Genomic DNA, 13,511 nt, shown 5'->3' with positions numbered 1-13,511 from the left:
CAAGGATTCACGCCCAAATTACTGATAACAGAAAAGACCATTTACATAAGCTAACCACTCAATTAGTTCGTGAAAACCAAACGATTGTGGTTGAGAATTTAGCCGTCAAGAATATGGTCAAAAACCCGAAATTATCTCAGGCAATATCTGATGTAAGCTGGGGAGAAATTACCCGACAATTAGCCTATAAATGCCGTTGGTATGGAAGAAATTACATCGAAATAGATAGATGGTTTCCTAGCTCTAAAAGGTGTAGTAATTGCGGGTATATTGCCCTTGAAAATGCCGTTAAATGTTCGAGAGTGGGACTGTCCAGACTGTGGGACGCACCATGACCGAGATATTAACGCGAGTAAAAATATTTTGGCCGCAGGGCTTGCGGTGTCAGTCTGTAGAGCGACCATAAGACCAGAACAGAGTAAATCTGGGGCGGCAGGTGCGAAAAACCTTCGGGACAGAAGCAGAAACCTAAATCGTGAGGTTTGGGAATCACCGTCCGTTCACGGCGGTGAGGATGTCAACAATGTCACCTCGATCGCCTAAACTAATAGATAGTCAATTTTCGCTTTTGCCACGTGGAACTATCCCACTCTCTCCTATTTTCGATCGGTTTAGTCGCCTGTTACCTAGCTGTTCTGATTCTGATCGCTGAAAAATTAAAAAGTCTTTTCAGTACCGATGGCGAAATTACCCGCAAAGTTGTCCACATTGGCACAGGAAACGTCATCCTTTTGGCCTGGTGGTTAAATATCCCCGCTTGGGTGGGAATAATCGCGGCGATCCTAGCGGCAACTATCGCTATCCTATCCTATTTTTTCCCCATTTTACCCAGTCTTAATAGTGTCGGTCGCCGCAGTTGGGGAACTTTTTTTTATGCTGTTAGTATCGGTGTTCTCGTGGCTTATTTTTGGCCAATTTCTCACCCCGAATATGCGGCAATGGGTATTTTAATTATGGCTTTGGGAGACGGATTAGCGGCCCTAGTCGGACAAAATTTTGGTCAACATCCCTACAAAATTTTCGGCAGTGGCAAAAGTCTGGAAGGTTCCCTGACTATGTTAGTAATCAGCTTTTTAGTCAGCTTGATTATTTTATCTTTTATTAATGGCATTAATCCGCCAATTATTTTAGTATCTTTATTGACAGCGATCGGAGCTACTATTCTAGAAACTTTCTCGAAACTGGGTATAGATAATCTCACTGTACCCGTTGGTAGTGCCGCAATTGCCTATTTTCTTACTCAAATTTTCATCTCAAGCTAGTCTATCCCAGCTTTCAAGCTACCGAAGACCGACGATATTCACTGGTAACTGATAACTGATAACTGATAACTGATAACTGATATGACCTTTACGATCACTCAAAACCAAAATCAATATCTTACCTATTGTCTCAAGGATGAAGAAGCTGACGCTTATCTGGAAGTGGTTCCCGCTAGGGGAGGAATCATCACCCGTTGGCAAATTTGCGGAGAAGATATTTTATATCTGGACAGAGAAAGATTCAAAGATCCTAACCTCAGTGTGCGCGGAGGAGTCCCGATTTTATTCCCTATCTGCGGCAACTTACCCGATAATACCTATCAACACCAAGGACGAAACTACACCCTCAAACAACACGGATTTGCTCGTGATTTACCCTGGCAAGTGAGCAAACAAAGCACCGAAACCGCCGCTAGTTTAACCCTAGAATTAAACAGTAATCCGGTCACTCGTCAAGTCTATCCCTTTGATTTTCAATTAATCTTTACCTATCAACTGCAAGGAAACAGCCTCAAAATTCACCAAAAAGTTATTAATCTTTCCCCCGAAAGAATGCCCTTTTCCATCGGATTCCATCCCTATTTTCAAGTCACCGATAAAACCCGATTATCCTTTGATATTCCCTCCTCCCAATACCTCGACCAACGCAGGAAAACCTTCCATTCCTACTCCGGCAACTTTGACTTTAATCTCGAAGAAATTGATGCCGCTTTTCCGCAAATTACTCGCCATCAAAGTAGTTTTAGTGATTCCTATCATCAACGTCAAATTATCCTCGGTTACGACGATCTCTATACAACTCTAGTTTTTTGGACCCTGAAAGATAAAAATTATATCTGTCTCGAACCCTGGAGCGCCCCCCGCAACGCCCTCAACACAGGCGAACAATTGACCTACTTAGAACCCCAGAGTAGCCGCGAGGCGATCGTGGAAATGCGAGTCAATCAAATTTAAATTTCCCCTTGACTTGGCCTCGATAAGATGTTATATTGATAAATCGTGTGCGGAACACGAAACGGGTCGCTAGCTCAGCGGTAGAGCACTCGGCTTTTAACCGATTGGTCTTGGGTTCGAATCCCAGGCGACCCATAAAAACTTACTAATACAGAAAGATTGACTTGTCTTCCCCGGTCTATGGATTAGCCTTGCATACCAGCAGTCCCCAACTAGGACTGGCCCTCTCTAATTTCAGGGATGATAGCCGTCAACAAACTTGGGACTTAGACAGGGATTTATCGAACCTATTCCACCCCTATCTAAAACAGTTCCTAGCCCCGCAAAAATGGGCAGATTTAGCCTTTCTAGCCACAGCTAAGGGGCCGGGTAGCTTTACCAGTACCCGCATCGGTATAGTCACCGGTAGAACCCTAGCACAACAATTACAGCTACCGATTTTTACCGTCTCCAGTTTAGCGGCCTTGGCTTGGTCACAACGGGATTTTTACCCCCTCGATAGCTATCTAGCCCTAGAAATGCCCGCAACTAGGGGACAATTGTATGTGGGCATCTATCGGGGTAATCGGGTTTATTTAGCTGATAGCCTGATGACTCCGGAACAATGGCAGCAGACTTTAGAAAACTTAACTATTTCCTATCAAAGATTAGCCACACCCAGTTGTTTAGGCATAAATGCCCCCGATATCCTCGATTTAGCCTATTTGGATTGGCAAATGGGAAAACGCCCCCATTGGTCGGAGGCGCTACCATTTTACGGGATGTGATTAGCAATTCCCTCTTTTTTTCAAACTATAGCCAGCTAGTCCGAGGGTTACTAATCCTAAAACTGCGCTAGGTTCTGGGACAGGTTTCACGGAATAAATCGCCACATTACGACTGACTTCATTGGCAACAATTAACAGGGGAGTACCATTAGGACTATCGGCAGCGGGAATAAACAATAATCCTTCGGGAGAGATATCCCCTAATTGCCAATCGTTGATATAATTAGTGAACAAAGGATTACTAGGGTTGGTGATATCATAAACCATGAAACCGCCAGCCCTTTCTATTCCCACAAAACTATAGAGACGATTACCCACAGTTCCTACTGCTAAACCTTCCGGTTCCGGCCCGCGGTTATCGCTACGACTATCGAAGCTGCTAGGAGTACCATCGGAATTAAAAATACTAGCAGTTAGGGGAGTTGCCGAAAAACCCGCCAAAATTTGTTCAAAATCATCGCCACTATCGAAGACTTGGGACAGTCCATTAGTGACATTCCAAATCGAAAAAGAACGACCACCATAGGCAAAAAGTTGGCTATATTGACCTTGGGCGTTAAGTCCGTCAATGCTAGAAACATCCAAACGGCCGAGATTTTGGGTTAATTTCAAGTTGGCCGCATTAGGGAAAGCATTGGGGTCTAAAGTTAGAGTAGAAACTCGTCGGGCCTCATTTCTAGTATCCCCTTCATTGGCAGTAATTAAATAGGTTTGTCCGGCGATGGTAACGGTGGCAATCGTATCCGGTTGATATAAGCCAAAAACCGGCCAATTATTAATATTTACCCCTCCATCTTGATCGCTAGGATCGAAACCATTACCCAGTGCGTTAAAATTTTTGGCTCCTAGGGGTACAATACTGGTGACTTGAGCGTTAGCAACATCGACTACGGCAATAGCATTATTTTCCTGTAGAGACACCCATGCAGAGGTTCCATCGTCGGAAACGGTGATGTATTCTGGTTCCACATCTTGGGAAACCGTTTGACCGGGAAAAATACGGACTCCCTGACTTCTTAAAGTATTCTCTTGACCATTAAAACTATCAAAAGTAGCGGTGTTGACGGTGGGATTGAGAATACCAGAGCTAAGGTTAAGGTTAATGATACTAACGGAACCATCGGGATCGATCGCCCCTCTTGCTTCCCCTTCGTTAGCGACCAAAACCCGATTACCGTCAGGAGCAAAGGTTAACATATCAGGTAAAGCGCCCACAGTCACCTGACTCTGAAAGACACCATTAGTATTGAAAAATACTACACTGCCGTTATTGGTAATGGGATTAGCTGCCATGGCCAGGGCCACGATACCATTTTTGATGGCAACGCTGTTAACCCCTGCACCGTAGGAGCTAAGATCGATCGAGGGTAAGGGAATTGGACTAGCGGGATTACTGATATCGGCAATATCTAGACGATTATTGGGACCGGTCAGGAATAATTTTCGACTAGCGGGGTCATAAGCGGGAATTTCTGCCCCGAAGTTATTAGCAGCAATTGTAGTATTGCCAAGGCTGCTCAATCGGGTGATATTTAAAGCTGCGGCCGATTCGGTAACAATATTGATACTGCCAGCAATTGACAGCAAGGTTAATAAAAATTTCCCATGGTGACGATAGATAGCATGAATCATATTTTTAGCTGAAAAACTGCAAAAAAAGGCTAAACAATCGCATTTTTTCAGACCCAAGTTAAAGGAAGATTAAACAAGAGAGAAATTAAGGATATCTTCAAAATTTGGCCAAGAAAAGTAAAAGCGATCTAGGAGAAGGGGTTTCTCGAGCGTTTTTTAGTTGAACGGCTCATTTACCGGAGTGATAACATGGTTTAGTATAAGCTCGATCAATATGGAATCAAGACTCGTGTTATCTACTCTCCTAGCCGATTTCAAGATCATTTTTGAACGTGACCCCGCTGCCCGCAACTGGTTAGAGGTACTGTTTTGTTATCCCGGATTACAGGCTTTATTGTGCCATCGCTTCGCCCATTGGCTATATCAGATCGGGATTCCCTTTATTCCCCGTTTAATTTCCCATCTTGCCCGTTTTCTGACTGGTATCGAAATTCACCCCGGCGCCCAAATTGGTCAGGGTGTTTTTATCGACCATGGCATGGGAGTGGTCATCGGAGAAACGGCCATTGTCGGTGATTATGCCCTCATCTATCAAGGAGTTACTTTAGGAGGGACGGGGAAAGAAAGCGGTAAACGTCACCCGACTCTAGGGGAAAATGTGGTCGTCGGCGCTGGGGCTAAGGTTTTGGGTAATATTTATCTGGGTAATAACGTTCGCGTCGGTGCTGGTTCTGTGGTCCTGCGCGATATTCCCGCCGATTGTACCGTTGTTGGTGTACCCGGTCGTTTAATCTATCGGGCCGGGACGCGGGTGGAACCCCTCGAACACGGTGATTTACCCGACTCGGAAGCGGTGGCTATTCGCGCTTTGGTAGACCGCATCGAACAACTGGAAAAACAAGTGTATGAATTGCGGCTAGAACGGTCAAAAGAACCAGATTATCGGATTAATTGCCCAGTTTTAGCCCATTTAGAAGAAGAAGCGAGTCATAGCTGTGGTCCTGGGGCCGATCGAGATATGCGCGAGTTTCTCGAACGGGCGGTTTAACCCCGATAATCTTCTGATATGATAGAAGACTGGTTTTTTAGTAGCTGAAACCCATTCGTCAAGGCTATGATTGTTAAGGACTACTTGGCACCATCCGATGGCTCAAACTGACTCGATCCGTATCCGTGGCGCCCGACAACACAATCTCAAAAATGTTGATCTCGAATTACCCCGCAATCAGTTGATCGTTTTTACGGGAGTTTCAGGATCGGGCAAATCTTCCCTCGCTTTCGACACTATTTTTGCCGAGGGACAGCGCCGCTATGTGGAGTCCCTCAGCGCCTACGCGCGCCAATTTTTAGGACAATTAGATAAACCTGATGTGGATGCGATCGAGGGTTTAAGTCCGGCTATTTCCATTGACCAAAAATCCACTTCCCACAATCCCCGTTCTAGTGTGGGAACTGTAACGGAAATTTACGATTACTTGCGTTTATTGTTCGGTCGTGCCGGTGAACCCCATTGTCCCCATTGCGATCGCAATATTGCCCCCCAAACCATCGATCAAATGTGCGATCGAGTGATGGAATTAGCCGAGAAAACCCGTTTTCAAATCTTAGCCCCGGTAATTCGCGGCAAAAAAGGCACTCATAAGCAATTAATCTCTAGTTTGGCCTCCCAAGGCTTTGCCCGGGTGCGGATTGACGGCAAGGTAGTAGAATTATCCGAGGGCATCGAGTTAGATAAAAAACATCTTCATGATCTTGAAATTGTTATCGATCGCCTGATCAAAAAAGAGGGTTTACAGGAAAGATTAGTAGATTCTTTAACCACTTGTTTAAAGCATTCCGATGGTGTAGCGATTGTGGAAATTCTCGATGAGAATAACGAAGATAATCCCGAAGTTACCAAAGAAATTGTCTTTTCCGAGAAATTTGCCTGTCCCGAACACGGGGCAGTTATGGAAGAATTATCCCCCCGTTTATTCTCTTTTAATTCTCCCTATGGTGCTTGTCCCAACTGTCACGGATTGGGCAGTTTACGGAAATTTTCGGCAGATTTAGTCATTCCAGACCCAAAACAACCGGTATATTCTGCTATTGCCCCCTGGTCAGATAAGGATAACTCCTACTATCTTTCTCTCCTCTACGGTTTAGGGCAAGCTTTAGGTTTTGAAATTCAAACCCCTTGGCAGAAACTAACAAAAACCCAGCAAGATATCATTCTCTATGGGAGTAAAGAACCGATCTATTTTGAAGATGATTACCGTTATGATACTGGCCGCGGTTACTATCGAGAATTTGCGGGAGTTATCAATATCTTAGATAGAAATTATCAAGAAACCACCTCGGAAGTTATTAAACAAAGACTAGAGAAATATATTGTTAACCAAACCTGTGAAGTTTGCCACGGAAAAAGATTAAAACCGGAAGCTTTATCGGTACGTTTAGGACAATATACGGTCACGGATTTTACTGGAGTTCCGATTCGGGATTGTTTGCAGAGAATTAATGATTGTCGTTTAACCCCCAGACAAGCATTAATTGGGGAATTAGCTCTCAAAGAAATCAAAGCGAGACTACAATTTTTAATCGATGTGGGATTAGATTATCTTACCCTCGATCGACCGGCGATGACTTTATCTGGGGGAGAATCCCAACGAATTCGATTAGCCACTCAAATCGGTTCGGGATTAACGGGAGTACTATACGTTCTCGATGAACCTAGCATCGGATTACACCAAAGAGATAATAGTAAACTGTTAGAAACCCTGCAAAGATTGCGAGATTTAGGTAATACTTTAATTGTCGTCGAACATGATGAAGAAACAATTCGGGCAGCCGATTACGTGGTCGATATCGGTCCGAAAGCGGGGATTCATGGCGGAGAAATCATCTGTCAAGGCAGTTTTGAAAACCTTTTAAAGTCCAAAAAATCGATAACAGGGGCCTACTTATCGGGACGCAAGGTTATTGAAACTCCTCCCCAAAGAAGGGACGGGAATGGTAATGCTTTAGTCTTAAAAAATTGCCATCAAAATAACCTAAGAAATATTGATGTAACGATTCCTTTAGGAAAATTAGTCTCGATTACGGGGGTATCTGGTTCGGGCAAATCCACCTTAATTAATGAGTTATTATATCCGGCTTTACAACATCATTTAACCCGTTTAACTCCCTTCCCCAAAGAGTTAGAGAAAGTGGAAGGATTGGACGCGGTTGATAAAGTAATTGTCATCGACCAATCACCGATAGGACGCACTCCTCGGTCAAATCCTGCCACCTATACGGGGGTTTTTGACATTATTCGCGAGATTTTCACCGAAACCATCGAAGCAAAAGCTAGGGGTTACAAAGCGGGGCAGTTTTCTTTTAATGTTAAGGGAGGACGCTGTGAAGCTTGCCTAGGCCAAGGGGTAAACGTCATCGAGATGAATTTTCTCCCCGATGTCTATGTGCAGTGTGATGTGTGTAAAGGGGCGCGTTACAATCGGGAAACCCTACAGGTTAAGTATAAAGGTTATTCGATCGCCGATGTCTTAGATATGACGATCGAGGAAGCATTAAAGGTCTTTGAAAATGTCCCCCGGGCCACCACCAGATTACAAACTCTCGTGGATGTGGGTTTAGGATACTGTAAACTCGGTCAAAGCGCTCCCACTTTATCCGGTGGGGAAGCACAAAGGGTGAAATTAGCGGCCGAATTATCCCGACGGGCCACGGGAAAAACCCTATATTTGATCGATGAACCGACTACGGGGTTATCTTTTTATGATGTGCATCATCTCTTAGATGTGTTACAAAGATTGGTCGATAAAGGTAATTCGATTATCGTCATCGAACATAATCTCGACGTGATTCGCTGTAGCGATTGGATTATTGACTTGGGACCGGAAGGAGGGGACAAGGGAGGAGAATTAATCGCGGTGGGAACACCGGAAACCGTGGCTAAATGTGAACAATCCTACACCGGTCATTATCTTGCCCAAGCATTACTTCAATATCCCCCAAAAAAGCAGGATAATATTAGGGAATAACACAGAGATAATAAAGCCAATGATCAAGATTAGTATTTAACTCTTGTTCGCTGTTAATTTCCTGACCGGTTTTCCAAGAATAAATTTTAATATCTTGAAAGTAAGACCTTAACTGTCTTAATTGTTCTTTGGGGGTGGCGTAATAATTTCGGAGACGAAAATTATGGGGTTCATCCCGAATAATTGCATAGTCAGCAGTCAATAACTGTTCGTAGCTAAGAGAGGGATTACAGGCCCGCAAAATCACCCAGAGGACTAAATTTACATAGCTACTAAAAGGATTCAAACTAATCTTTTTTTTCCAATCGAATTCTGGGATAATTCCCTGAAGATTATGACTAGAAAAGCAAAAATAACCGCCAGTTTTGCCGATGCGGCTAATTTCCTCTAAAACTAGAAAACGGTCAGCATGGGAAATATAATCAATGCCATTAAAACTAAAGAGAATAAAATCAAAATAATTATCCGCAAATTGTTCTAGATTTCTAGCATCGGCCACTTGCCAGACTAAATGGGGGAATTTTTGACGACAAGCGGCGATCATTTCCGTAGAATAATCAACACCGATATATTCTCCCACAAGAGGGGCAAAATACTTCGTAGTCCGTCCCGCACCTACCCCTAAATCAAGCATTTTCATCGTTGATAAATGCTCTTGCAGCAGGGTTAAAAGTGTCTTTTCTGCCGGCTGTAGTGCGGTTAATTGGGCATAATAACCGACAATACTAGGGTCTCTATAGGTTTGCTGATTTTTGTCCTTAATCATTCTTGAGCGCTCTTTCCTCATAATCTGGCTGTTTTTCTCTTACTAATAATTCACCTTCCCAACCGCCAATTACTTCTTCAAAAAAGCCTTCTTGCCATTGGCTAAATGTAGTTTTTTCTTCTTTTTCTTTTAGAGATATTGGCTGATCAACTAAGGTGACTTCTAAATCTGTGTTTTTAAGTTCATGCGGTAAAGATATTTGTAATGTTCCATCTTCTCCTACACGGGTTTTAAAACTAATTGTTTTCATGGTTTCGGCTAAGGTTACTACTATCATAAGGATAGTGTAATATGTCCTCGTCCGACAAGGTGCGTCCCTTGCGATCTTTTAACCATAAAGACATCTTCACCCCAAACAGGTTCGACATCGCAGAAATCACCATCCGATGAGAATGGTGATACATCCCACTCAAGACACCGTTACGCCGCTTTCTTCTCTTCGAGATCGAACTCACGATGTTGCATAACCACGAGAAACTTGATATATTGGCAGTTGATAAATATTATTGAAAATTTACTGGCGGCATAAATATGTTATCAACTGATGTCAGACAAAAATCGATGATTAAGAGAATTGAGCAAGTTGTTTCTATTTTAATGGAAGACCGTCCTTTCTTTAAAGAGGAACTTAATTATTCAGAAATAGTGAAACATTTGGTTGAATTATTTGAAAAAAATTTACCTTTTGAGGAATTTAACACTATGTCAGAGGCAGAATTGAAAGAGCATTGTAGCTTTATTATGTCCACAGAAATCTTGTCAAAAATTGGCGGCGATTTTACTCCTGAACAAATGGTTATTTTCGATGAAGCAATTAAGCGTAAATAGGTAATTATCAGTTATTCGCTAGATACTAATTAAGCGTGATCTTGAAATTTATCAAAAAATTGAAGATGTCAAAGCTCAAAGAAAAAGTATCTTTATCAGTTGCATTACTTATTTTGAAATTAAGAGGGGATTGTTGGCAGTTGCTGCACCTAAACAAAGAGAAAGATTTAACAAACTTTCTCAGGATTATCAAATTATTTTATTAGATGATTTAGCTATTTTAGAAAAAGCAGCCGAAATTCATGCTGATCTTAGATTAAGAGGATTACCCATACAAACAGAAGATATTTTAATTGCTGCTACTGCTATAGTTAAAAGTTTAGTTGTTGTTTCTAATGACAGTGATTTATTGAGGGTTGAAGGATTAAGTTTAGAGAATTGGGTAGAGTTATAAATTAAACCCAATCTTTAATTCATCCGCCATATTTTAATAGCTTGAGTCAGTAAAGACGTGCGTTACACTACGTTAACGCACCCTACAAAATTGGCTTGAGTCAGTAAAGACGTGCGTTACACTACGTTAACGCACCCTACAAGATCGGCTACCATCTTTAAGAAAAGATTTAGACTATCATAAGATGCGCTTAAATTATCCAATTGGCATCAATGGAGATTTTTAGTTCTTTTGTCTTATCTACAAGGATAGCATTTTCCAAAAGTGATAAAAGAAATGTAAAGTTATTTTATAGTAGTTGTCTTTGATAGCCTGGAAATTGTCCTGACGACTTCCCAAATTGCTCCTCACCTGGCCCACTGTCCCAACCGCCAGTTGGCGAAATTTGATTATATCCTGCTCAACCAGCGCCATCCCGGTTGAGCGAGTTCGCCGTCGCTTGTCAGCCATCTGATCGGACGCTTGCAGCGATCGCCTAGTTTTAAATTGAGTTACGCGCAAGATCAGGTATTTTTATTTGAGCAACGCTAAGAGAGAAAAAGCAGCGGGGATCACATATCTGTATAAAGTGCTACGATAATCTAAGATTCCATCAAAAGTTAGATTATCAAACGCCGACTCAGGACTATCAAGGTCGGAAAACCTCGTTCGATAGTCTGAGCAGAGGTAAGACAATCGGTTAGAACTTATCGACTATCTGAGACTGTCCAATCGTTGGGATCGACTTCGGGTATGAGTGAGGATATCGATCCGCAATTGTCAGGGTAACACCAAATCCCCCTGATCCAGTGCCGTTGACAAACCTTCTTGTTCGTAGTGACACTTCAGTGGTCCCTGATGATAACTGGGTTTTGCTAACTGGATTTAGGATAAACCTGCCTTAGTGCGGTTTTGTCGTTACTTGTCTAACAATCGTTGCTATTTCACTAACTACCTTATTTTTTATGGTTAAAAATTATGGCAAGCAAATCTTATTCGATGGTGCAAAATTACCCAAGCGGAACAACCGGAACGGGACTAGATCAAACGGTTGAAAGAATTGGCAGAGATCCGGGACTTGCTGGTGCTAATCTCGGCACAAATATTACGGGTGGAATGACGGCGGCTAACGGATTAAATCAGTTAATCTTAGAAGCCAAACAAGCCACTGGAGTTGCTAGTAACGGCATTTTTACTGTCAGTGACGTAACCGCGATTAATGCCTGGATTCGCGCTAACCGTTTAGCAGAATTTACTGCTCTCCACGGCGATGATGACGGCACAACAGAAACAGGGTTTCATTTAGTCCAAAATGACGGAGCGACTCAACAGTATCGCAATCAGAATTTAGTTGATACGGTTTTTGATGGCATTTATCACATTGGTTTCCCAATTGAAAATGGCACTTTTCTCAATGAAGATGGTAACGCCAATGCCACTGTCACCCAAGTAGCGGATTGGCTAACCCAATTTTATACAGATCGGGCCACAACTAATACCGGACTTGATCGGATTACAGAATTAATTATTGCCGATCAGGGTTTAGCGCAAAATATACCTTGGCAACAAATTGCTGGCGGTGCTGATGCTGCCAATGGACTGAATGATTTATACAAAACAGCGATCGCTACCTATAATCTCGCCGCCGACGGTTCAATTTCCGAAAGCGATATTGCACAAATTAACAATTGGATTCGCTCTGATGCCACCCGTTATAACACTTTTGCTGTTCTGCATGGGGATGATGACGGCACAACAGAAACTGGCTTCCATTTAGTTCAAAATGACGGCGCTCAGACTACATATTTTGCGAAAAACCTAGTTAATACCGTTGCCGACGGAATCTATCATATTGGTTTTCAGATCCAAAATGGGCGGTTTCTCAACGAAGATGGTGCAGCTAATGCCACAGTCAAAGACGTAGCAGATTGGGTAACATATTTTTACGTTGATCAGTCCACCACTGGCACAGGATTAGACAAAATTGTCGATACCATCAAAATTGATACCGGCTTAGCCAAGTGGACAAATGCGGGGGATATTAACGCCGGAGCTGCCGCCGCCGACGGACTTAACCATCTATTAGTAGATGGCATTACCGCTACAGGTGTCGCTGCTGATGGCTGGATTACCAGCGATGATATTCGCACCCTCAATCAATGGGTTCGCACTAATCACTATGACGAATTTATCCTCCTCCACGGTGACGATGAGGGAAATGAGGAAACAGGCTACCACCTAGTACAAAATGACGGAGCGACAACCCAATACTTCGGTAAAAATTTAGTCAATACCGTAGCCGATGGCATCTATCATATTGGCTTTGCCATTCAAGAAAATCGTCTCGTCAACGAAGACGGCGATGCCAATGCTCGCCTGAATGATGTTGCCAGTTGGCTCAACTATTTCTATCTTCAGAAAACCATTATTTACGGTGATAACTCTAGCGACACGATTACAGGTACGAATCTTGCCGAACACCTGATGGGTTACGGGGGAAACGATATTCTCAATGGTGGCGGCGGCGATGACCTAATCGATGGAGATTGGGGGTCCGACAATTTATCGGGTGGGGTTGGTAATGACTTACTCTATGGCGGCGCAGACAATGACCAATTAGATGGAGGCGAAGGGTCAGATACTTATTATGTCTCCGGTAATCTAGCCGGAGGCTGGTCGAGTTTCCAAGGCTACGACATCTACACCGATACCGGCACCTCTGGGGTGGATAAAATTGTGGCTTTGGGTACAGGAGACGTGGACCTGGGGATTCGTTCCTTTACCGCCAATAGTGGCATTGAAACCATCGACGGGACAGGAGTAACAGGAAAAGTCACCATCGTCGGCGATTGGAGTGACAACACCCTCGACTTTTCTAATACGGCTTTTGTCGGTGACAATATCCAAATCAATGGCTATTGGGGGAATGATAATATCACCGGTAATGCTGCCAATAATTTGATT

13 protein-coding genes and 1 tRNA gene are annotated in these 13,511 nt (G+C 43.1%); 11 read left to right on the top strand and 3 right to left on the bottom strand.

Annotation, left to right across the window (positions count from 1 at the left end; all coding sequences use genetic code 11):
• The 6 genes from H6G48_RS14950 to tsaB form a co-directional block, all read left to right on the top strand.
• The coding region (locus H6G48_RS14950; RefSeq protein WP_423202548.1) for an RNA-guided endonuclease TnpB family protein at window positions 1–335 on the top strand (335 nt) is incomplete at its 5' end.
• Window positions 283–543 carry a zinc ribbon domain-containing protein gene (locus H6G48_RS27510; RefSeq protein ID WP_423202547.1) on the top strand — a complete coding sequence of 87 codons (261 nt, stop codon included), beginning with the start codon at window positions 283–285 and terminating at the stop codon, window positions 541–543. The genes H6G48_RS14950 and H6G48_RS27510, both read left to right, overlap by 53 nt.
• Window positions 544–575: 32 nt before the next feature.
• The gene (locus tag H6G48_RS14945; protein ID WP_190722346.1) at window positions 576–1,262 is read left to right on the top strand and encodes a diacylglycerol/polyprenol kinase family protein; all 687 of its coding nucleotides are present in this window, start codon (window positions 576–578) and stop codon (window positions 1,260–1,262) included.
• A gap of 81 nt (window positions 1,263–1,343) precedes the next feature.
• Window positions 1,344–2,216, top strand: coding sequence for an aldose epimerase family protein (locus tag H6G48_RS14940; protein WP_190722345.1), 873 nt, complete (start codon window positions 1,344–1,346; stop codon window positions 2,214–2,216).
• 63 nt (window positions 2,217–2,279) lie between these two features.
• Window positions 2,280–2,351, top strand: a tRNA-Lys gene (locus H6G48_RS14935).
• Window positions 2,352–2,380: 29 nt separating this feature from the next.
• Window positions 2,381–2,983 (top strand): tRNA (adenosine(37)-N6)-threonylcarbamoyltransferase complex dimerization subunit type 1 TsaB, encoded by a 603-nt coding sequence (gene tsaB, locus H6G48_RS14930; RefSeq protein ID WP_190722344.1) that lies wholly within the window; start codon window positions 2,381–2,383, stop codon window positions 2,981–2,983.
• On the opposite strand, the gene H6G48_RS14925 is transcribed toward tsaB, so the two are convergent.
• Window positions 2,984–4,615, bottom strand: a complete 1,632-nt coding sequence (locus H6G48_RS14925; RefSeq protein WP_190722343.1) for a choice-of-anchor I family protein — start codon at window positions 4,613–4,615, stop codon at window positions 2,984–2,986.
• A 214-nt stretch (window positions 4,616–4,829) separates the two neighbouring features.
• On the opposite strand from H6G48_RS14925, the gene cysE reads away from it, so the two are divergent.
• Window positions 4,830–5,603, top strand: a complete 774-nt coding sequence (cysE, locus tag H6G48_RS14920; RefSeq protein WP_190722342.1) for a serine O-acetyltransferase — start codon at window positions 4,830–4,832, stop codon at window positions 5,601–5,603.
• Window positions 5,604–5,700: 97 nt separating this feature from the next.
• Complete coding sequence (uvrA, locus tag H6G48_RS14915) at window positions 5,701–8,580, top strand: excinuclease ABC subunit UvrA (RefSeq protein WP_190722341.1); 2,880 nt, start codon at window positions 5,701–5,703, stop codon at window positions 8,578–8,580.
• Here uvrA and H6G48_RS14910 read toward each other — a convergent pair.
• Entirely contained in the window at window positions 8,570–9,346 is a 777-nt protein-coding gene (locus H6G48_RS14910; RefSeq protein ID WP_190722340.1) for a class I SAM-dependent methyltransferase, read from the bottom strand. The genes uvrA and H6G48_RS14910 overlap by 11 nt on opposite strands.
• Window positions 9,339–9,623: a hypothetical protein gene (locus H6G48_RS14905; RefSeq protein ID WP_050766299.1), complete on the bottom strand. Its 285-nt coding sequence runs from the start codon at window positions 9,621–9,623 to the stop codon at window positions 9,339–9,341. The genes H6G48_RS14910 and H6G48_RS14905 overlap by 8 nt, the downstream gene beginning before the upstream one ends.
• A gap of 254 nt (window positions 9,624–9,877) precedes the next feature.
• Here H6G48_RS14905 and H6G48_RS14900 point away from each other — a divergent pair, with 254 nt between their 5' ends.
• The 3 genes from H6G48_RS14900 to H6G48_RS26905 all read left to right on the top strand — a co-directional run.
• Complete coding sequence (locus tag H6G48_RS14900; protein WP_012266292.1) at window positions 9,878–10,174, top strand: hypothetical protein; 297 nt, start codon at window positions 9,878–9,880, stop codon at window positions 10,172–10,174.
• A gap of 22 nt (window positions 10,175–10,196) precedes the next feature.
• Window positions 10,197–10,568: a PIN domain-containing protein gene (locus tag H6G48_RS14895; RefSeq protein WP_190722347.1), complete on the top strand. Its 372-nt coding sequence runs from the start codon at window positions 10,197–10,199 to the stop codon at window positions 10,566–10,568.
• Window positions 10,569–11,525: 957 nt separating this feature from the next.
• On the top strand, window positions 11,526–13,511 hold a 1,986-nt coding region (locus H6G48_RS26905), incomplete at its 3' end, for a calcium-binding protein (RefSeq protein WP_423202546.1).

It is taken from the genome of Microcystis flos-aquae FACHB-1344 (assembly GCF_014698375.1).
GTDB lineage: Bacteria > Cyanobacteriota > Cyanobacteriia > Cyanobacteriales > Microcystaceae > Microcystis > Microcystis aeruginosa.
The sequence above is the reverse complement of the archived record's forward strand: the minus strand, read 5'-3'. Positions and strand labels throughout refer to the sequence as shown.